Source organism: Pedobacter sp. UYEF25 (assembly GCF_054061655.1).
On record NZ_JBSSEL010000032.1, the window covers coordinates 1 to 20424 of the forward strand.

Sequence of the window (20424 nt, forward strand, 5' to 3'; positions counted from 1 at the left end):
CTCTGCCCTCGGTTCGTGTCCCCACGAACCGAAATCCCGAAATCCTTAAGCTGGATTTCAAAACAGTTTCGTGGGGACACGAACCAGGGAGTTAGTTTCGTGGGGACACGAACCAGGGAGTTAGGATGGCTAAATTAATGTCGAATTCAGAAAAGCAGTGGGGTAAAATGAATGTTGCACAAATGTTAGCTCATTTGAACGCTTCAATTGAAACTGCAATGGGTTTAAATAATCCTAAACGACATTTGATTGGAAGATTTTTGAGGCCATTTGTAAAATCTAAGTATTTAAGTGAAAAGCCATTCGGAAAAAATGCGCCAACTGACAAGTATTATATTTTTACCGACGATCGTGAATTTGAAAAGGAGAAGATAAACTCTATTGAATTAATTAAAAATTTTTTTGAAGGAGGGCCATCAAAATGCACCACCAATCCTCATTTCTTTTTAGGGAAATTGATGCCTGAAGAATGGGCTGTTTCACAATGGAAGCACTTTGACCATCATTTAAGGCAGTTTAACTGCTAATCGGCTTTGCAGAGACCTCAAATGAAATTTATCTGAAATGTTAAAAATAGAGTTGAGATTTTCAACACAAGTGTGAAGGATATAAAGCACTTCAAAATTGTCTGGATTTTTAGCTTTTAAACAATCGTTTCCAGAACGTATAGTTCTCCTTGGCTTGCAAACGATAAGCTACACAGATCCAATATTTATTAACAAAGTCGAATTAAGTAATGGTAGTTCCGCTATTTCAACCCATAAAATTAATAAAAGAGGTGATTACCTAATAGGTCAATTTATCCTACACACCGTTCAAATTATCCATTAAGGGCGCCTAAATAATAGCTGTTGCTTTGCGCAGAATGGTCGAAGGCTACAAAAGCAATATACACATGCACCGCATCTTCATTTGGATTGTGGGGCATCGGCAGAGTTGCTGTACCAGTATGTCTTTTTGCCGCTGCCGTATCAATTGAAACTTCACCTGTTTCTGGAACATAAGCAATGAGCATGGCTAAGTCCAGATCCTGATCACTACCTTCCGTAACCCAAGTAACTACAATTTTATCGTCCTGAAGTTCCATACTAATGCTTTGCGGTAAGTTTAGGCTGCCAAAACTCAATAGAGCCAGGGCAGGATCTACATCAGTATTCCCATCCTCGTTTTCTTTTAATGCATTTTTACTATTGTAAGATTTGGCTGCAACAAATCCCTGATAGGTCGGCGCATAATTTTTAAACCCAATTCTCAAATAGGTCAATAACGGCTTTAGCCAATGTTGCGTTAACGCAAACTTATCTCTATTTAATTGTTCTGTTTCGCCAGGCTTTTTGGTGCGCTTCTTAGGTAACGCTCTGATGATATCTTGTCCATTGAGTTCGTAACCCACTATAGATCCCACTTTTCCGGAAAAGCCACCGTTGGCTCCATTTTTAAGTATGGCCATCTTTCTAAAATTAACACTCGTCTATCATCCGTCAATGCAAGAAAAGGATACGACTTCCCTTTTACTACATCAGCGTTTTAGTCAATACACCATAAGTTAATCATAATTTTATATAAAAAGAATATTAAACGATGTTAACTCGAACTTTACAGGGATTTTAGAGGGAAAAATACCTATGTAATCCCTATTTTATCCCTGTAGAGTCCCTGTAAAACCCCTGTTTTAAGTTTGTCAATTTAAATTCGTTCGGCAACACCTCTTTTAAGGACCATTAAGAGGATGGGAAACTTTAGTCTAATAATCGTTTGCGCAACAGTTCAAAATGGCGTGTTAAAACGCCCAAATGGCTAGTCATAAATGGAAGTGATTTGAGCAATTCAATCTGGATTGGATAAAATTTTCAAATAATAAGTACTTTTTAGAAATATGAACGGAAGTGAGGCCATACACAATAATCAATCTGATTATTTTGCTTTATGTAAAACACCTGAAGTAAAAAACGTATAGGTTTTTTTCTGCAAACACAAGCAATTTTAACCCAAACACCAACGATCTAGATCTGTTATAGAAATTTTGCCTAAAAGCCCAATTAAACCTGGCGAATAGTTGGTGAGCATTTGGGATAAATGTGAACGGTTTTTTCAGCGAAAATTGGATTTGTAAACTACAAGGTTTGCTTCTTTGAAGGACTTCTAATTAAAAATGTTTGGTTTTTAGGGCTTTACTAATTGTCAAACGAAAAGGTTGAAAAAAAAGATGCCAGGTAGCGATTTCAGTTTTGCATAGCGGAATTAAAAGGCTAATTTGCTTCTTAAAATAAAATTGGTTTAAATCCATAACACCGTATTTCTAGTTGATCGTAAGAGCATGTGATAATACCGCAAAAAATTTTCAAACATGAAAAATTTTCCTTTCTTTTTAGTGCTTTTTTTTTCGCTGCACTGCTTCTCCCAACCGTTCATGCCGGTAAACAAGAGCGCTAGTCCGGAGGCAAAGAAGCTTTTGAGTTATCTTTACAGTATCAATGGCAAATACATTCTTTCCGGCGAGCATGGGGGCGGAGATCGCTTCTTGGACAGTGTAAAGTCTATCACTGGCAAGTACCCTGCCTTGTGGGGAAGCGATTTCATCTGGTCGGGAGCCAAGGGAGGTGGCCAGAAAGTAGTAGATGAGGCCATGGCAAACTATAAAAAGGGATATATAGTTTCGCTGATGTGGCATCAAGGTCGTCCAATGGATAGTCCGCCTTACGGCTTTAAGCAGAGCGTCCAGGCGAAGATTACCGATAAAGAATGGGAGGAAATCACTACCCCAAATACCCCGTTGAATAAAAAGTGGCTTGCCCAGATCGATACCGTAGCGGCTTATTTAACGCAGTTAAGAGATGCCCATGTTCCCATCCTGTGGAGGCCATATCATGAGATGAATGGCGTATGGTTCTGGTGGGGCAACAGACCGGGCGAAAACGGGATAGTCAAGCTCTGGAAGATGATGTATGACCGCTATGTAAATCATTATCATTTAGACAATCTCATCTGGGTTTGGGGTGCGAATGGACCAAGAGACCTACCAGAGGATGAAGCCTATGCTTATAAAGGCTATTATCCGGGTGCAAACTATGTGGATGTATTGGGAACAGATATCTATCATGCCGATTATGAGCAAAAGGATTATAATGAACTAGTTAAGTTGGCCAAGGGCAAATTGATCACGCTGAGCGAAGTTGGAGAAATACCCAATGCGAATGTGTTAAAGGCGCAGCCTTTATGGTCGTGGTTTATGGTGTGGACCAATTTTGTATGGACAAACAATTCAAAATCAGACGTGAAAGCGCTCTATGCCCGTCCCGAAACAATTTCGCTCGGCGACCAGCGTGCCATTAAATGATAGATTTTTATTTCCGTAACATGAAAAAGACAATTTTAAAAGGATGTTCACTGATCATCTTAATGGGTTTTGCCATCGCAGTCGAAACCTTCGCGCAAACGCCAGAAGGAGCCGCTCCGGTATCGGCTGTAAAAAATATTCAACCAAACAAATCAAAAAACTTAGCGTCTACGCCACCTATGGGTTGGAATACCTGGAACACTTTTCAAACACACATCGACGAGCCCTTACTTAAAGCAATGGTAGATGCTTACGTATCATCCGGAATGCGGGATGCAGGTTACCGATATTTTGTGCTGGATGATGGATGGATGACCAGAGCGCGCGATGCAAATGGCGAGCTGGTTGCCGATCCGGAAAAATTCCCAAATGGAATGAAAGAATTCGCTGACTATGTGCACGCAAAGGGTTTGAAGTTTGGGATCTATAATTGCGCTGGCAATAAAACATGCGCGGGTTATCCGGGTTCTCGTGGCCATGAATATCAAGACGCCAGGTTGTACGCCTCTTGGGGTGTCGATTTTTTAAAATACGATTGGTGTAATACCGATAGTCTGAACGCTCGGGAAGCCTACATTACCATGAGCCAAGCGCTGAAAGCCACGGGAAGACCAATTGTGTTCAGTTTATGTGAATGGGGAAATCACCAGCCATGGTTGTGGGCAGAAGGTGTTGGCGAATTGTACCGCACCACCGGAGACATCACCGCAAATTTTGATAAAGATAAAAAGATAAACAACTGGACCGCATTAAGCGTAATGACCATCTTAGATAAACAGGTAGCTATTGCAAAGTACAACGGCCCTAACCACTGGAATGATCCGGATATGCTTGAGGTTGGCAATGGGATGAGTTTAAATGAGGATAGGGCGCACTTCTCCATGTGGTGTATGCTCTCTGCCCCACTGACTGCAGGGAACGACCTTCGCAAGATGTCTGAGCAGACAGGTTCTATTCTGACAAATAAGGAAGCGATTGCGATTGATCAAGATGCACTCGGCATTGCGGCAAGGCGTAGCTCTAGTACCGATTCGCTCGAGGTGTGGATAAAGCCCTTAGCAGATGGTGGTTTAGCAGTATGTTTTTTAAATCGATCAAGCGAGGCTAAAAAAATAGATTATCGATGGAAAGAACAGCCCCTAAAAATGGAGGATTCAAAAACCGTTGCAGATTTTAACAATGCTATATTTAAACTGCGCGATGTATGGAGCAAAAAAAACGTTGGGACTACCGAAAAGCATTTTAAGCAGACTGTTAATTCACACGATGTGGTGATGTTGCGGCTAACGAAATTGTAGAAAACATGTTGATACGGCCGAATTTATAAGAAGTAGCCACTAGCTTTTTTGAAAGTAAAGGCTTAAAATTATTTAGAAAATAGAAGCAAAGTGCTGCATGTGCTTCATGCATTGGAGGACTTGGTTGGTCGCTAATCAATAAGGTAGCTTTATGGATTTGAAAAATCTAAGGAATTTAAAATGATTTGGGCGTTCCTCTGAAGAAGGTCGTGCTTTACGTTGCAATCTTTTTGCTCGTTCCTCGCAAGAAGGATTTCCAAGCAATACACACAGGCTAGGTCTTGCGCTAACGATGGGAATCGCATCCTTTAATTGGCGCTTAAAGCCAATTAAAGATACAATGGACAGCGTGTAAAAGCGCCCAAACAATCATTAAATTTATGGCTCTTAAATAAAATTAATATAGTTAAAAATCATCTGGGCGTTTCCCTGAAGAGGGTCGCGCTTTCCGTTCCAATCTTTTAGCTCGTTCCTCACAAAAAGGATTTCCAAGCAATCGCTAACCAAATTTTGCGACTCAACTCCAAGCGCTAACGATGGGAATGACATCCTTTAATTGGCCTTTAAAAGCCAATTAAAGATACAATGGACAGCGTGTAAAAACGCCCGAACAATCATTAAATTTATGGCTCTTAAATAAAATTAATATAGTTAAAAATCATTTGGGCGTTCCCCTGAAGAGGGTCGCGCTTTCCGTTCCAATCTTTTAGCTCGTTCCTCACAAAAAGGATTTCCAAGCAATACATACATGCGCATTTTTGACATTAAGTTATCCAGAAATAGACTTAGACATTAGGTTGTGAATATGTCGTAATTTTTAATTTTAGTCTCATAAAAACCACCGTTTAATGAGAATTATTTCGGTGTTAGAAAAGATAGTCCAGAAATGATGACTCTAGACTATTAACCAAGAAAAGAAATTGACTTGGTTCAAAAGTCATCCTCATGAATTCTCTCGCTGCGTTATTGTGATTGCATCATTTTTGTGATGTTTTTAAAAAAACTTTGCAGTAACGAGCTTTCGTCCATGATAATCTCGACATCTGCTAGCATTCCATTCTTCAATACAATTTTCTTGGCCATTACCTTGTTTTTAAATTTTTTGAAGCTAGATTTGGCAATAAACACGCTAACCTTTTAGGCTGCTTTAAAAATATTGGGTTAATCTTCCAATTATTGCCATAAAGAGTAGTACATATCGGGCTGCGCGGAAAGAAATATCATTTTTTAGTATATTAAGACAGGTAATTTTTTATAGATTAATTTATCAAAAATTAAATCTTACGGATGCTAACAGCTGCCTTGGCCTCAAACTAAAAGAATCACGTATAATAGAGAAATCGTTGTTGTATATACTTAAATAAGATTTCCTATTGGAGAGGTTTATGGCGGCGATCTCAAAAAATATTTTGTGTTTGGTTAGATTAAAACGGTACTTCATGTCAAAAAATAATTGATTCGGAATTGATTGTTGATTAGAACTATAATAATCTGAACCAAACGTAATGATATGGTTTTTGAAAGGAAATATATTCAACAGAAGGTGTTGCTGTACAAAGAAAAGCTTACTGGTTTTTGGCCGATCTGCTATTTTGTTGTGCATTAAGCCAATTTTGTTACTGTAATCAACGCTCACATACTTTGATGACGTATTGTTAAGAGAAAAGCCTAAGTTGTAATACCGTTGCCTTATCTCGCTATAGGTCTCTCCGAAAAGATATTCTGATTTGCTAGAACCTATTTGAGACGACAGTTTTAATAACGTTTTTAGGGGTAGGGCATATTTACTAACATCCGCATTGATGACATTTCTATTTACCTTATTATTCTTGAACAATATTTTTATTGTATTATAACCTTTATCATCGATACTGTTCTGGTATATATAGTTACGCTGTATGTTGTCAAAATCAACGGAAATATTGAAGAAAACTGCAGAAGATGTATTTTCATAGTTCATAGCAACGGATGTTTTCCAATTGTAGGAACGGGTCAAATTAGTATTAAATTTCTGTAGATTGCTATATGAGTTTAGGATAAAACCGTCATACAATGTGCCTATTTCGCCAAAATCTTGCCGATAGCCAGATAATACGGAGGACTTTAGCAAATTGCTCCAATTGTGAATTGCCAATAAGCTTGGTTCGAATACGAAAAAGCTAGCATCATTATTATGATATGCAACCTTGCTTCCGATGTCGTAATTTTTTAAACTAACTGGTAGACCAACGTCTATTTTCCAATTCTCTGCTTTGAATTGCACTTGGTTTTCTAGATATACATCTGTCCTAATAAGTGAAAGGTTATTAATGAAATCATTTCCTAATTTTGCTTCCTGTCCATTTTCTTTCAATTCAATGTCTGAGTTTAGCTCCTGTTTTTGCACCGCAAAGCCCAGTTTGGGTAAAAAAGAAAATTTGCCAGCACTTTTAACCAAACCCATAAAATTATTAGTATTGAAAGTTCTGTATTTCAAGTTTTGAGTTGTTTTTTGATAGGCTACGTTATTATTGAGTGACTCTTGAAACTGACCAGGTGTTACAGAGAAACGTTGCGGACTTTCTAGATAGCCCACATAGGAATTTAAATTAACCAATTGCTTTCCTATAAATAATACCGCTGAAAAATTATTGACCAAGCTTGCAGATTCAGTACGGTTCAATTGGTCAATATTGCTAGAACTATCTCTTACAAGTTGTCCGGTATTCCGAAGCCATTTTTTTGATAGTGACTATTTTTAAGATAAACTTTTTTTTCATTTTTCAACAGAACAAACTTTGCATTAAGATCGTCAGTACCGTAACCATTTTCAGTTTGCTCATTTATATTTAATTGCTGTTGGGGAGTAAAGATTACTGTATTCCGATCCCCCGAGATACTACTCTTATTATTCACATAGCTTACATTTGACTTTAACTCAACTCCATTTTTTAATTTCTGTAAAATATTAGAACTTAACATATTAATATCGTTGTTGAGCCATCTTTTTTCTTCAAGGGGAGGGGTTTGTACACTTTGTATGGTTAATAATGATGGGTTGCTCAGATACGATTTCTTACTGCTATTTATTTGCTCCAACATATTGTCCACCCCTAAATCAACCAGTTGATTTGCGACGTTATCTCCGATATTATTAGATTGGAAAGTGTTTATAGTTTGAAAATTTTTATTAAAAGTCATTGGTGAAACACTGACATCTCTTATAAATGGGTATAATCCCACTCCAACTTTTGCGAAGCCTGTAGTTGTGAATTTTTTTAACTTAATATTTATCGAAGCACGATCAGAAAAGACCAACGAATCGAGTATTTTTATTGGTTGGTCATTCTCTATAATTTGTACTTTTTGAACCGCACCTACAGGAAGGTTATTGTTGGCCAAGGCATACTTCCCTTCCAGCAAGTCGAGGCCATTTACATAGTATTTCTGTATGGGTTTACCTTGGTATAGAATTTTATCTCCGTCCATCTGTACACCGGGCAGTTTTTTTATAATGTCTCCAATCGATAAATCATTTTTTGATGTAAAAGTTGAAACGTCATAGTTAACGGTATCGTTTCGTTTGTATATTGGTGCGGCTGTGACTATTACATCCTTTAGCTGCATTGCTTTATTTTTAAGTATTATGTGATACTCTTTATTTTCGTTTTTTATGACGATTACCTTCTTTTCATAATTTATAATGCTAAAGCTTACCATTACACTATCTAAATTTTCGTTTATCAACAAACTAAAATTGCCGTTGTTATCGGCTTTTGAAAACCCAGAAATCAACGATGTGCCTATCTTCCCATAAGAAACAGAAACACCGTGTAACCTTTCTCCCATTTCATTTGAAATACTACCGGTAATTGTGTGCTGTGCCACACAGTTGTATGAACAAAAAATAAAAAATAAAGAATATACAAATATTCTCATCTATTTTTTTGGATTGTATAGTTCTATCCAGTTATTATCTGCCTTGGCTTCTGCCTCGTATCCTTTCTGCATAGCAGCCTCATCGCTAAAAGTCATTCCTTTTTGTTTCATTAAAAGAAATCTGTTATCCATCGCATTTCTCCTTTTTGAAAAAAACGTTTTCTTATCCTTTATATTTATAGCTTTATCCAAATCAAAGCTGAAAGTAATTGTTTTGTCGATTTTTTTTATGCTGGCCAGATCAAACCTCCAAAAGTTTTTTGTGTCTGAAATTTGCAAAATTAGTCCGGGTAGACCGTTGAATTTATATGGCCCTTCCGAAATGGGTATAGAAGGCGCAAACCAGGCCTCCCATTCTCTTCCGCCAAAATTAGTTAGGGCTTTTTGACAGCTTATACCGCCGATGGAAGTTGTATCAGAAGTTATTTCCCATTTAAACAAATTTTTGCTCTCAGTATATTTTACACGATTTATAGATATGTAGCGCAAAATTACATCAGATGTAACTATATGTGTAGTGTCTTTAAAAATAATGGAATGATTGTGGGTGCCGCTTGATTGGAAAAATGCCATAGATGGGCCCATTTTATTTCCTTTATTGTGTTCTGACCTAATAGCCGAATCCATGACCAGAAACTGTGTTGCGCAGAAAATCGATTGGTTTTCGCCAATCAGTAGCGACATAAATTCTGTATTTCTTCTCGAGGCATTCGTACTGTCTGGTTGCGAGGTCATCTGGTAAATTACCTCTACCTTACAGTGGTATGTAGATGTTTGAGCTTGCAAAGAGAAAATAGGCACCATTAGGCACAATGCAGTTAAGTATAATTTCATTTGAAAGTAGGTATAAGTTAAGTAGTAACTTTAAAACTTTATAGTGAAAATGGTAACATAAAAAAAGTAGCACCTACCATCATACTGTAAATGGCTTTTAGAAAGCGACCCCGAAATCTGATATTAATGTTGCGCGGTTTTTATAATTTTTTATCAATTGTGCAAGTGTAATAAAATTGTCTCTTTGCTTGACATTCTCCTCCTGTAAAAATCTGTTGATTTTAATTTTAACTTTTTCATAAATTTATAGAAAGGATAGAGATCTTTAACTAAAAACTAAGTTAATAAAATTTAATTGCTTTTTAATTATTTATTATTTAAGCAATATTCTTGCTTGTCATGATAGAAAGATAATTAGAATATCGTAGCCTTAATTGCTAACTGTTCCTAGTTTCATTTTTAATGCATTGGTCACTAATTATTTGTTGAAAAGAGAGGGAGTACCCAACTTCAAAAAACTGATAAATGACCCAAAAATCCAAAACATGACATTTACAGAATTTTTGTCTTATCAATATAAAATTGATAATATTCAAAGTTTATGCTAGACGAAATGAGTAAATATTTGGCTAAAGACTCAAAGTTGGAATATGAAAACATTTTTGAACAATAGTCTTGTCATCAGTTAAAAATTCTCATTATACCCCGGTATATCGAGAATCCGAGCTCAAACTAAATAAGCTAAGGATTCCCTCTATTTCGTGTCTCAAAAATACGTCTCATAAAACTATGTTTCATATATTTCCATAGATACGTTTTTATGAACATTGGATATGCAGGGGTAAGCACGCGGGATCAGAACCTGGATCTGCAGATGGATGCTTTAAATAAGGTAGGTCGTGAAGTTATATTTAAAGAGGAATTTTCAGGTAAATCCAGAGAAAGACCCGAGCTTGTCAAGCTATTTGAAAAGCTAAGAAAGGACGACACTGTTGTAGTCTGGAAGCTCGATAGACTTGGCAGGTCGTTGAAGGATCTCATTGACCTCGTTGCCAAGATGCAGCAACTCGAAGTCAGCTTTCTAAGCATTCAGGATTCAATCGATACCAAAACGGCAACGGGAAAGTTTACCTTTAACATATTTGCTTCCTTGGCGGAATTTGAAAGAGAGATCATTTCTGAACGAACCAAAGCTGGTTTGCTCGCAGCTAGAGCAAGAGGACGAAAAGGCGGGCGGCCATCAGGCTATTCCAAAGAAACGCTTACCAAAATCAAAGCTGTAAAAGTTTTATATGATAGTAATAATGGACGATCTGTTCAAGGGATTGCCGATAATCTGAATATTAGTCGAGCTACATGCTATCGCTATTTAAGAGTTGCTGAGACGTATTCAAACCGGTAATTTGTTAGTACTTCTTTCGCTATCGCCACTATCATTAGTTACGTTTGTGTATATTATATTTTAAGTTATGCCCGAAGAACAAATTATAATTTATCAGACACCAGATGGTACAACAGCAATCGATGTAAAACTCGAAAACGAGACAGTATGGCTTACACAAGCCCAAATGGTTATACTGTTTGGTAGAGATCAATCGGTAATATCCAGGCACATTAAAAATATTTTTCGGGAGGAAGAATTGGAAGAAAAAAGCAATATGCAAAATATGCATATTGCAAATTCAGATAAACCGATCAGTACCTTTAGCCTTGACGTCATTATTTCAGTCGGATACCGCATAAAATCCATACGTGGCGCTCAATTTCGAATTTGGGCCAACAATATTTTAAAACAGTATCTAATAAAAGGATATTCTATAAACGAAAGCCGACTTAGGCAACAAGAGAAACAGCTAAGAGAACTTAAAAGTACAGTAAACTTGCTAAGCAATGTTCTGGAAAATAAGGAACTGAATTCTGATGAGGCTACCGGCTTATTGAAAGTTGTTACCGACTATGCTTATGCATTGGATATCCTTGATAAATATGACCATCAACAATTAAAGATTGAGGGAACAACACCAAACGAATTATTCATAATAGATTACAAAGAAGCCAAAAGAGCCATATATAATCTGAAAGATAAATTCGGTGGTAGTTCATTGTTCGGAAATGAAAAAGACGAATCATTCAAAGGATCTATTTCAGCTATATATCAAACATTTGGTGGCATCGATCTATACCCCAGTGTAGAAGAAAAAGCAGCCAATCTTTTATACTTTGTGGTTAAAAACCATTCTTTTTCGGACGGAAACAAACGGATAGCCGCTTACTTATTTGTCTGGTTTCTTGATAAGAATATTATTCTCTACAAACCTAACGGGTCAAAACGCATTGCAGACAATGCATTGGTAGCATTAACTTTAATGATAGCAGAAAGTAAATCTGATGAGAAAGATATGATGGTAAAGGTGATTGTCAACCTTATAAATATAAAGAATTGATCAGGAAAGTATTTCTCATTAACTCATTATCAAAAACTAAAATTTTCATTTAATTAATGGAATGGGTTTATGATAATAGGGTGATAGTGCACACCGTTCCCTCTAGTATTTTATGGTAGCTTTTTGAACAGAAGATTTAATAAGTTGAAAACCGGGGAATAATGATACGTAGAATTTCAGGTTGCATATCAATTTCAAATGGGGGAAGCAATTAGGGCTTAAGAATATAAGCCATTTAACGATAGAAATATAATAATTTTTCGTTTTCATCTTAAGGGTTAGATATACTCTTATCGGTATTACTCCAAAGCAGCCACTTTGTGGGATATCCAATTTCATCAAAAGTTAAAGATCTCCCTGCGGAAGATGCCGAACAGCGTGGTTCAATCTAAGGTTCAAATATCGAAGTAATTTATAACCTCTTGCAAAGCAGTGCTTCACAATAATTGCCTGAAGTCTCCGACGTGTTTTCAAACAGGCGGCTGATTGCTTTTATTAAGAGATTTATCAGGTTTTAAAAGTATCAACGCCACTATCCAGACAACTATAAATGGAATTAATATTATACCGAAAAATGCTAAACTAAGAAATTGCAATATCAAAAAAACTAGTGGAACGTATATAACCAACTTGTAAGACTTGTGGAAATGATAAATTATTGGTAATATAATCATACAAATGTGAGCTATAACCAAGAAAACCCAATGCACTATATGGTATGTGCTTAAGTTAGTTGCGCCATGTGAACTCAACAAAATTCCCGGAATACCTACAAAAGCAGACTCATATAAGAATTCGAATTGGCGATTTATCGAATATCCCGTAAATAAGCTTTGGACAGCTAAAATTACTAGAAGCAAATAACCAATAGTCTTTTTCATAATTAAGGGCTTATCAATTACACGGGCCTTTGCCAATTACTCCAGTTGTTGGGCCGTCAACAGCACCAGGAGTGTTTCGTAGCACTTGCCCAAAGTTTCCCGGGGTGTTCTTAAACATGCCAGAGGTCGAGTTTCCAAAACTGCCACCTGCCGCATTCCACCAGCTTATTCCCGCATCAGTACAATTATTTTCATCAGCACTAGTATTTGTTAAAATATAATCCTTGTTATCGAAGTAATTTTTAACCCCTTGCAAAGCAGCGTCAAATTGAGTTTTGGTCACACTTCTGGTTAACCTAACATCAGCATCATGCCCGCTATTATCTTCCATGGTACCTTTAGATGATCCTGAAGTAACAGAAGGGTAAAAACCTAACGTTTGCCTCACGCTCGTTCCATCTACCTTATTCTTCTCGAAGGTTACAAACGTATGCCCGACATCGAAATGATTTCCGGCTGTTGATCGATAGACAATTCCTGTCGGCACCCCATAAGGATTATTAGTGCGGGTTCCGATAGGTATAGGCAGTTCATAAACCACGTTAAACCAATTACTTTGGCCCGCGACAGGTTGATCTACATAGATAGTCATCGTATAACCCTGGGCTACTTTTCCATCTGAAAAGCAATCTATGTATTTCTGTATATTCTGTATTTTCGGGTTTCCGTCATCGACAGCTACGGCATTACTTAATTGACTTTCCAAACTTTCGCCACCGCCACCGCCACTGCCACCTGGCCCGGGGTCTCCGCCGCCTCCCGAGCCGCTTCCGCTTCCCGAGCCGCTCCCGCTAGCCACCGGGCAGGTTACTGACAGAAATGTCTGCGTCCAGGAGATGAGACAAAGAGTTTCAGAATCCCACTCCTTATCAACTTGAACGTGGATTGTGCCGCCCTCGCAATAAGAAGGCGGAAAACCAACATTGTCGGGAAAGATAATCGAACAGTTGCTACTTCCCGAAGACAGCCTGTCGGTATTAGGGGTTGACATGAGCAGGCCCCGCGCCCGCCCCTGGACTGGCATGGAGAGGATCCTGGTCTCTTTCGCGGTCAGTTTCCCGCCCTCGAAGTTGCGGCTCTTTGTATAGTTGTAGTTTATGTCGTACATTAAGACGGCACCGTTATAGTTGCCTATCGCGTTGCCATCGTAATTCTTCAAGACAAGATCTATGTTCTTTTGAAGATCGTACTTTTTCGCCAAAATCTCCACAATCTTGCCGCCAGAGACGGTATTGCCATTAAGGGTAAAAAAGAAAAACCGCATAAACTGCATATCCTTGTCGGCTACCAGAACGTCCGACGCAGGTACCACAAGCATGGCTTCCCTATTGGTGGTGTTAACGGTATAGGCATCATTCCAATGTGGCTTAAGAATCAGCTTCCCACTGTTTGTTTCCATGTGCTGTACCCGCCAAATTTTTGCGGCATCCATCTGCATGGAAGGTGGCGCATCTCGGTTGTTCACAAAATTGCTGATGTCTTTTCTGCAAGCAAATAGAAGCAAGCAGACCCCAAGAAAAGGCTGAGTGCCAAAAGCGTGTTTTTTCTCATGATCTGGTGTTTTTCGGCTATCTTATTTACAATGTAAATACAATGTTTTATCGTAGCAAGTTTTTTACACGAAATTTGTTTTACAAGTATTTAACCCTAGGCACAAGGCGTAATCAACGAGAAATGTTAGCCTGCCAGATATAAAAAGGCGGTAGATCGATTCTATCGATAAAATAGTAGTTGAGCGCGATAAACAGGTGGATTACAACCAAAAGGAGCACGAGAGAAACGGCAATATAAATGGAAAGGCGTTTATGTGCTTGGATATTTTGCATGTTCTTTGAGGATCTTAAAATCCGGGTGGCGCTAGATGGTTTTCTTTAACCGCTCCTTAACGCTATAAGCGTCTTTCCAGACCATTACATAATTTTTTGATGTCCAAATCAAAAAAGAAAAATAAAAAATACCAATGGCGATGACCAATTTATTGAAGTGATAAAAATTAGAAGAATATTTAACAAATACAATCGAGATCGCTAGGCAAACGCCTATGGCAGAAATGTAGGCATAACGGTCTGCAATAACGGCGAATCTAGCCAACGAAAGCAGGTTGCTGGCCAAACAGATATGGATAAGAAAAAACAGACCACAAAATACCACCCACTTATTTGACAGGAAGTCTTTCACTAAAAATAAAATTAAAGGTATAGAGCATACATGTATCCAAATCCATTTGGGAACGGGCTCATTTTGTTGAAACGGAAAAGGATATAGGTAAGAAAGATTGACCGGCAACACACATTTAACCAAGTATTCGGTTATGCTGTAAAAGAATAGGGGAATGCGCTGCCAGAAAGAATAGAAGTTGGTCTGATCCAACTGTTGAGAATCTAACGTGGCTAGTCCTAACAAAATGGCCAATATAAACAGGGGAAGTTTTTCCATCCAGACCATACTTTCTATCAGGTTCCTACCGTACACAAAATCCAACAAGAGCAAACATAACGGCAGGGTAACGGCCTGCTCTTTTGCGCCGAAGGACAGTAGAAAGAAGAGCATGGTGAAATAGAAATACCGGGTTTTCTGAAGCAGAGGTAGCTTTGGTAGCTTATTAGCGCCAACAGATAAAAGGTTGCATAAATCAATACCTTCGATGCAGCAACCCATGCCACAGGCTCTATGTTAATTGGCATAACCGCAAAGAGCAAACAGGCGATAAGGGATACCGAGGCTCTCTTATCTGCCGATTTGGGATCGACCACCCAGAAGCTTTTTCAAGAAAAGATAGATCAGTCCACAATTTATAAAATGAATGGCCACACTAGCCATATGGAAAACTCCTGCGCGGTAGCCGAATAACTTGTATAACAGCGTATAATACAATTGATTGATTGGCGCGTATTGCCCATGATAGAAATCCGTTAAAATTAACCAAAGGTTGCTAGGGGCAAACCCGCCCTCGGTATAAAAATTCGTTACGAACCATTGGTCGTCCCAGCCAAACAAAAAGTCAAAGCGGTAAACTGGCCAAAATACAAAGATTGTGGCTAACGGTATAAGGGCGAGATGGAATAAAATTCTACTGTCTAGATAGACTTTTCGTATTTTGTCCATGGCCGACCGATGGTTATTTTTTACAAGTTAGTAATTATGCAGAAATTGGATTACTCAATGGACTTAATTTTTTGTAGGTATTTTGCGATGTAATAAAAACTTGAAATGTAAATTTTGCACGTTGTCATAATGAAAATCAGAACAGCTGTTATTACAGAGTTATTTAGGAGGCATTATTGGCTCTTGCTTTTTTTTGTTTCGGTAGGTTATTTTGGATTTTGGTCGTTTTATAAACTAGATATTCTTCCTGGCTTACATGGCGACGAGGCCTGGTCAGGTTTAAAAGCCAACGACTATATAAAAGATGGGGTAACCGGTTATGCAGGCATGAACAACTATACCGGCATCTTTCAACCACTTCTAAATGCGTTTAGCTTTAAATTGCTCGGTGTTGGGGTCTTTCAGCTTAGATACACTACTATTGTGTTTAATTTGTTGGGCATTGGGATGATATTATTCGGTCTCGCCAAGATTAAAAAGCTATCGGCATTTATCTTTTTGTTGCTCTTTGCGCAGTCTGCACTTTTCTTGACTTCAGCTAGGATAGCTTGGGAAGTGAACACTTTCCAACTGTTTTTTATGGGGGTTATTTTTTTAAGTGTTATTAAGATTAATATGGGCGTGATCAAACCGCCACCACTCGAAAAATTCCCGTTCGCCACAACCCCGATCGTTTTGGTACTATCAATAGCGAAATCTGCACCTATGGTAGACCCAATATTGTGCTTTTTATCAATATCATGGTTGGCATTTAGATAAACCTTTCCATTTGTCGTTCTATCATTGTCATAATCCATAGCATAATGGCCAAAATTATGGCTGTAATTGACAAACAAATTAACTTTACCCTTACGATAGTTGATACCCAGATTCGTATTTTGCTTTAATGTTTCGCCATATCCAACACCTGTGTTGATATTGCCGCTGAAGCCCTCTGCGAGGGACTTCTTCAGCACAAGGTTGATAATTCCGCCGGTGCCAGAAGCATCATCATCCTATGAGGGGTTTCTTATCACATCGATTGATTTCAGATCAGAGGAAGGCATAGATTTGAGCAATTGTCCGAGATCTGCAGCTTGCAGGTAGGTCTGTCGACCATTGATCATAACCAAAGCTTCACCAGTTCCGTTTAACGTAATGGAGTTGTCCTGGTTGACGATAATCGCCGGAGTTTTCTATAATGCCTCTAGCGCATTTAAGCCCTTTCCAGTGGTGCTGTTTTCTACGTGGTAGATCAGCTTCCTTCCCTCTATCTTGACGATTGGTTTGTTGGCGAAATCTTGCACAACTACTTCTTTAAGCGTTCTAGTTTCCGTCATAATTTTTAGTATGCCCAAATCTGCATCTCCCGTGACCTTGATCGTTTTCCCCTGATAAGCCGGCGTACCCAAGTAGCTTATTGATAGGACATAGCTCCCTTCGCTAACAGAAAAAGAAAATCTACCATCTACTTCGCTCACTTTTCGACTTACTATCTGTCCTGTGCCAACATCTTTTAAGATCAGCGTTGCGCCACCTATCACTTCGTTTTTTTCGTCTTGTATTTTTCCCAGCAAATTATATTTAGTGCTGTTTTGTGCAAAGGCAGTCAGAAAAAAGACAGCCGATAGTAACGTTAGCTGAGATACTTTTATAACGATATTTAGCATAAAGGTATATTGATGCTTTAAAAGGATGAGCATGGCAAATACTTTGGAGCTCTAAAACTAACTAATCTAATCCGTCTTAACTCCTATCAATATTTCCCAAAATAAAAATTACGGAGCTTATTTTGATAAACTGCTTTCTAGTTATCTTCGATTTCTAATTTTCTGTTGTCTTTTATTCTTTCAAATCTTAGCATCAAGCTGGCCAAGTTTACAAATAGAAATACTCTTTGAGATTGAAGGCCTTAAAAAAACAGTTTAACAAAAATTAAGCCTAAAATGAAAATATATAAAATATAAAACGGTTGGAGTACATGCTCATAAAACAGTCTAATAATGTTAAATAATGTAAATTTACCTGATAGGGATTAAATTTTAAAAGACATCAAACCCAAAGAGTCCTTTACGTGAAAATCGAGAATTAATTCCAAACAAGATGTAAATTTTGGCTTTTTAATACCTATTCCTTAATACGCCAAGGTAATAAAGCATTCAAAGTAGGTAGCTAAATCATTATGCTTTGATATTACAAAGAGCGTATCCTTCTGGAACTTCTTTATCTAACCATTCGATGGGAAATTCAGTATAGTTGGAAAGTGTTTTCCTATCATCTGCACAACGTTGCTAACTAGTTCTTGCTCTTTTTCGGTACGCGAACTCCTTTTTAGGTAAGAAAGCATACTATTTTCATGGCTAGCAAACAAATGCAGTAATAGTTGCAAAGCGCACTTAAATAAATTCCAGGCTCAGTATGGACAAAAAAAGCGGGATGCCACTAGAGATTGTTTCTTATAAAAGAGTGATCCAATACTAATCTTTTTGTTAGCTCAGTTAAGTCCGCACAAAGCATTGGAAACTTTCTTTTTGCACTTCTGATATGTTTGAGCATTTCAGTTCTATAAGTCCACGCTTAGGTTGCTAAATAAACAAGACCTAAAGGAAAGATGTTTTTGGGATAATAACTATGTTTTGTCTCTAAAAATTTGTCGGCAATTTAAATACGTTGAAACCTAAAGTTAAGGATATCGCAATTAATAACAGCGTTTCTTTCATAGAATCAGGATAATTGTAAATTCCATAAAACCGTCGCAAAAACGTCATTGGTTAATAATTTGTATATTGCGACAATAATTTATATTTTTTTTATAAATGTCGTATATGGATGTAGCCCAAAATAAGATACAGGCTCCCGGAATTAGTGAGCTACTTGGCGGAGTATCGTCTTTGAAAATATCGATACAAAATTATTACGACCTTGTATTGCTTTCGAGAGCTGGCATCAGCAAAGCCTCGGCAGAGTCAGTGATCAGTTTTACGGGGATGTCCAAAAAAAGCTTTGTAGAAGATATTTTGAACCTATCCATAAAAACCCTTGAGAGAAAACAGGCTGATGATAAGCTCGACAAGAGAACATCTTCCCTGGTGATTGAGGTTGCAAGGGTGCTTGAACATACCTATAAGGTGTTCGATGATAAGGCAAAAGTCCAAAAATGGCTTTCTAAACCGAACAATGCGCTGCACGGGGAAACCCCGTTATCCCTTTTTTCTACACCAACGGGAATTGGTATGGTTGAGGACGTCCTAACAAGAATAGAGGAAGGAGTCTACTCCTAGATGCGCCTATATAGAATTGTAAAATCTGAAAAGAGGACAAAAGATTTATCCGGCATGGGCGCTTTTCGGGCAGGTGGAAGATGGAACGATAAGGGAACTTATGTATTATATACCTCTGAAAATTCGTCCTTGGCTTTTTTGGAAAATCTTGTACACTTTGATCTGGACGAAATCCCAGATGATTTGTATGTCATGGAAATCAGTATTGCAAAAGAGGATCTGATCTATCAGATTCCAGACGCTGACTACCCCAACGATTGGCTTAACTCCGATAACCTTGCATGTAAAAAACTTGGAGACAAACTATTTGCCGATCATAAACTATTGGGAATAAAAGTTAGGTCGGCAGTCAACCGATCTGAATATAACATTTTACTGGATCCACTATTTCCCGGATACCATGATCTGATAAATGTAATTAATGTGGTTAAGATTCCAGTTAATCAACGCTTAATCTAAATCAATTTTTTGTAAGTCCTCTCATTAAACAGGGGGTGGCTGTTGCAGAAGTGGTTTAAATAGAAGACTTCAACTCCAAATGTGATATCCTTTAAAATTTTACTTAAACAATAGTGCGTAGATGAAAAATTTTATCAAAATAATAATATTTTGCGGTTTGCTTTCATCTTGTATGAGAACGAACACAAAGATAACCCATACTCAATATAAAATGTTACTCACAGAAGCGTTTAAGTCAGATAGTTTTTACCCGGAATTTAAATCGCTCAATATAGATAGTTTAAATGTAAAGTTTAATCAAAATTTTTCAGACATTTTAAAGGTTAATGAGGTAACATTATTTATAAATCAAAACAAAAGTGGCTTAAACAGTTTAAAAACGCTTATAATTACTGTTGATTCCGTATCAGATACTCAAAAGGCTCTTAAAATCACCACTATAAGAAATGCCGCACCCAGTTCGAAATATATAGGTAATTTTATATTAACCAATGATAAAGAAAATTGGAAAATAAAATATGTTAGTTCCGGTTTTTACGACTATAGGAAGGATTAAACTATTTAATATTTTTCGCCTTTAACCTATATTTTCCTGTGGGTGTAAATATTTAATTTTTTTCCATCTTGCTTTCAGCGAAAAATCCTAGCACTGACACCTCCATTTTGTATAGGAAATAAATTTTCGTACACCTTTTTTCTAGATCAGAACTCAAAACGATAGCGCCCTAATAATTAATATGCTCGATCTTAAATAAATATAAACAGTTTCTAAATCATTTGGGCGTTCCCCTGAAGAGGGTCGCGCTTTACGTTACAATCTTTTTGTTCGTTCCTCGCAAAAAGGATTTCCTCTGCAATACACACATGCTAGGTCTTGCGCTAACGATGGGAATGGCATCCTCCTATGTTTGAATAATAATAATTTATCATCAAATTTATAGAAATAAG

The 20424-nt window shown here is 37.6% G+C and carries 17 protein-coding genes; 10 read left to right on the plus strand and 7 right to left on the minus strand.

Annotation, left to right across the window (positions count from 1 at the left end; translation table 11 throughout):
* Positions 1-125 precede the first annotated feature (125 nt).
* Positions 126-527, plus strand: a complete 402-nt coding sequence (locus tag ACVWYG_RS18520; protein WP_457272434.1) for a DUF1569 domain-containing protein — start codon at positions 126-128, stop codon at positions 525-527.
* A gap of 293 nt (positions 528-820) precedes the next feature.
* On the opposite strand, the gene ACVWYG_RS18525 is transcribed toward ACVWYG_RS18520, so the two are convergent.
* Entirely contained in the window at positions 821-1450 is a 630-nt protein-coding gene (locus ACVWYG_RS18525; RefSeq protein WP_457272436.1) for a DUF6266 family protein, read from the minus strand.
* An 897-nt stretch (positions 1451-2347) separates the two neighbouring features.
* Here ACVWYG_RS18525 and ACVWYG_RS18530 point away from each other — a divergent pair.
* Together ACVWYG_RS18530 and ACVWYG_RS18535 are read left to right on the plus strand one after the other, a co-directional pair.
* Entirely contained in the window at positions 2348-3337 is a 990-nt protein-coding gene (locus tag ACVWYG_RS18530; protein ID WP_457272438.1) for a glycosyl hydrolase, read from the plus strand.
* 20 nt (positions 3338-3357) lie between these two features.
* A complete protein-coding gene (locus ACVWYG_RS18535; RefSeq protein WP_457272440.1) occupies positions 3358-4635 on the plus strand; it encodes a glycoside hydrolase family 27 protein in 1278 nt (425 codons plus the stop codon).
* Between the two features lie 1267 nt (positions 4636-5902).
* Here ACVWYG_RS18535 and ACVWYG_RS18540 read toward each other — a convergent pair.
* Genes ACVWYG_RS18540 through ACVWYG_RS18550 form a run of 3 tightly spaced genes read right to left on the minus strand, consistent with a single transcriptional unit; the run spans position 5903 to position 9387 of the window.
* Positions 5903-7297: a hypothetical protein gene (locus ACVWYG_RS18540; RefSeq protein WP_457272441.1), complete on the minus strand. Its 1395-nt coding sequence runs from the start codon at positions 7295-7297 to the stop codon at positions 5903-5905.
* A 26-nt stretch (positions 7298-7323) separates the two neighbouring features.
* Entirely contained in the window at positions 7324-8553 is a 1230-nt protein-coding gene (locus ACVWYG_RS18545) for a hypothetical protein (RefSeq protein ID WP_457272443.1), read from the minus strand.
* Positions 8554-9387, minus strand: coding sequence for a GLPGLI family protein (locus ACVWYG_RS18550; RefSeq protein ID WP_457272445.1), 834 nt, complete (start codon positions 9385-9387; stop codon positions 8554-8556). It abuts the gene before it with no gap.
* Positions 9388-10147: 760 nt separating this feature from the next.
* On the opposite strand from ACVWYG_RS18550, the gene ACVWYG_RS18555 reads away from it, so the two are divergent.
* The gene (locus tag ACVWYG_RS18555; protein ID WP_457272447.1) at positions 10148-10729 is read left to right on the plus strand and encodes a recombinase family protein; all 582 of its coding nucleotides are present in this window, start codon (positions 10148-10150) and stop codon (positions 10727-10729) included.
* A gap of 67 nt (positions 10730-10796) precedes the next feature.
* The gene (gene rhuM / locus ACVWYG_RS18560; protein ID WP_457272449.1) at positions 10797-11771 is read left to right on the plus strand and encodes a RhuM family protein; all 975 of its coding nucleotides are present in this window, start codon (positions 10797-10799) and stop codon (positions 11769-11771) included.
* Between the two features lie 894 nt (positions 11772-12665).
* Here the strand turns inward: rhuM and ACVWYG_RS18565 are convergent.
* Entirely contained in the window at positions 12666-14117 is a 1452-nt protein-coding gene (locus ACVWYG_RS18565) for a hypothetical protein (RefSeq protein WP_457272451.1), read from the minus strand.
* Positions 14118-14509: 392 nt separating this feature from the next.
* Positions 14510-15310, minus strand: a complete 801-nt coding sequence (locus ACVWYG_RS18570; protein ID WP_457272453.1) for a hypothetical protein — start codon at positions 15308-15310, stop codon at positions 14510-14512.
* A gap of 12 nt (positions 15311-15322) precedes the next feature.
* Between ACVWYG_RS18570 and ACVWYG_RS18575 the strand changes: the two genes are divergently transcribed.
* Together ACVWYG_RS18575 and ACVWYG_RS18580 are read left to right on the plus strand one after the other, a co-directional pair.
* Positions 15323-15502: a hypothetical protein gene (locus ACVWYG_RS18575; protein WP_457272455.1), complete on the plus strand. Its 180-nt coding sequence runs from the start codon at positions 15323-15325 to the stop codon at positions 15500-15502.
* 384 nt (positions 15503-15886) lie between these two features.
* The gene (locus tag ACVWYG_RS18580) at positions 15887-16516 is read left to right on the plus strand and encodes a hypothetical protein (RefSeq protein WP_457272456.1); all 630 of its coding nucleotides are present in this window, start codon (positions 15887-15889) and stop codon (positions 16514-16516) included.
* Positions 16517-16932: 416 nt separating this feature from the next.
* Here the strand turns inward: ACVWYG_RS18580 and ACVWYG_RS18585 are convergent, their stop codons facing one another.
* Positions 16933-17439: a carboxypeptidase regulatory-like domain-containing protein gene (locus tag ACVWYG_RS18585; RefSeq protein WP_457272458.1), complete on the minus strand. Its 507-nt coding sequence runs from the start codon at positions 17437-17439 to the stop codon at positions 16933-16935.
* Positions 17440-18561: 1122 nt separating this feature from the next.
* On the opposite strand from ACVWYG_RS18585, the gene parS reads away from it, so the two are divergent.
* From parS to ACVWYG_RS18600, 3 genes are all read left to right on the plus strand, one after another.
* Positions 18562-19017 carry a type II RES/Xre toxin-antitoxin system antitoxin gene (parS, locus tag ACVWYG_RS18590; protein WP_457272460.1) on the plus strand — a complete coding sequence of 152 codons (456 nt, stop codon included), beginning with the start codon at positions 18562-18564 and terminating at the stop codon, positions 19015-19017.
* On the plus strand, positions 19018-19476 hold the full coding sequence (locus tag ACVWYG_RS18595) for an RES family NAD+ phosphorylase (RefSeq protein WP_457272462.1): 459 nt from the start codon (positions 19018-19020) through the stop codon (positions 19474-19476).
* A 211-nt stretch (positions 19477-19687) separates the two neighbouring features.
* Complete coding sequence (locus ACVWYG_RS18600; protein ID WP_457272464.1) at positions 19688-20032, plus strand: hypothetical protein; 345 nt, start codon at positions 19688-19690, stop codon at positions 20030-20032.
* Positions 20033-20424 lie beyond the last annotated feature (392 nt).

What these genes read in the sequence shown, in the direction of transcription:
- ACVWYG_RS18520 (WP_457272434.1), top strand. Translation starts at nt 126, where the DNA reads ATGGCTAAATTAATGTCGAATTCAGAAAAGCAGTGGGGTAAAATGAAT.
- ACVWYG_RS18525 (WP_457272436.1), bottom strand. Translation starts at nt 1,450, where the DNA reads ATGGCCATACTTAAAAATGGAGCCAACGGTGGCTTTTCCGGAAAAGTG.
- ACVWYG_RS18530 (WP_457272438.1), top strand. Translation starts at nt 2,348, where the DNA reads ATGAAAAATTTTCCTTTCTTTTTAGTGCTTTTTTTTTCGCTGCACTGC.
- ACVWYG_RS18535 (WP_457272440.1), top strand. Translation starts at nt 3,358, where the DNA reads ATGAAAAAGACAATTTTAAAAGGATGTTCACTGATCATCTTAATGGGT.
- ACVWYG_RS18545 (WP_457272443.1), bottom strand. Translation starts at nt 8,553, where the DNA reads ATGAGAATATTTGTATATTCTTTATTTTTTATTTTTTGTTCATACAAC.
- ACVWYG_RS18550 (WP_457272445.1), bottom strand. Translation starts at nt 9,387, where the DNA reads ATGAAATTATACTTAACTGCATTGTGCCTAATGGTGCCTATTTTCTCT.
- ACVWYG_RS18555 (WP_457272447.1), top strand. Translation starts at nt 10,148, where the DNA reads ATGAACATTGGATATGCAGGGGTAAGCACGCGGGATCAGAACCTGGAT.
- rhuM (WP_457272449.1), top strand. Translation starts at nt 10,797, where the DNA reads ATGCCCGAAGAACAAATTATAATTTATCAGACACCAGATGGTACAACA.
- ACVWYG_RS18570 (WP_457272453.1), bottom strand. Translation starts at nt 15,310, where the DNA reads ATGGGTTGCTGCATCGAAGGTATTGATTTATGCAACCTTTTATCTGTT.
- ACVWYG_RS18575 (WP_457272455.1), top strand. Translation starts at nt 15,323, where the DNA reads ATGTTAATTGGCATAACCGCAAAGAGCAAACAGGCGATAAGGGATACC.
- ACVWYG_RS18580 (WP_457272456.1), top strand. Translation starts at nt 15,887, where the DNA reads ATGAAAATCAGAACAGCTGTTATTACAGAGTTATTTAGGAGGCATTAT.
- ACVWYG_RS18585 (WP_457272458.1), bottom strand. Translation starts at nt 17,439, where the DNA reads ATGCTCATCCTTTTAAAGCATCAATATACCTTTATGCTAAATATCGTT.
- parS (WP_457272460.1), top strand. Translation starts at nt 18,562, where the DNA reads ATGGATGTAGCCCAAAATAAGATACAGGCTCCCGGAATTAGTGAGCTA.
- ACVWYG_RS18595 (WP_457272462.1), top strand. Translation starts at nt 19,018, where the DNA reads ATGCGCCTATATAGAATTGTAAAATCTGAAAAGAGGACAAAAGATTTA.
- ACVWYG_RS18600 (WP_457272464.1), top strand. Translation starts at nt 19,688, where the DNA reads ATGTTACTCACAGAAGCGTTTAAGTCAGATAGTTTTTACCCGGAATTT.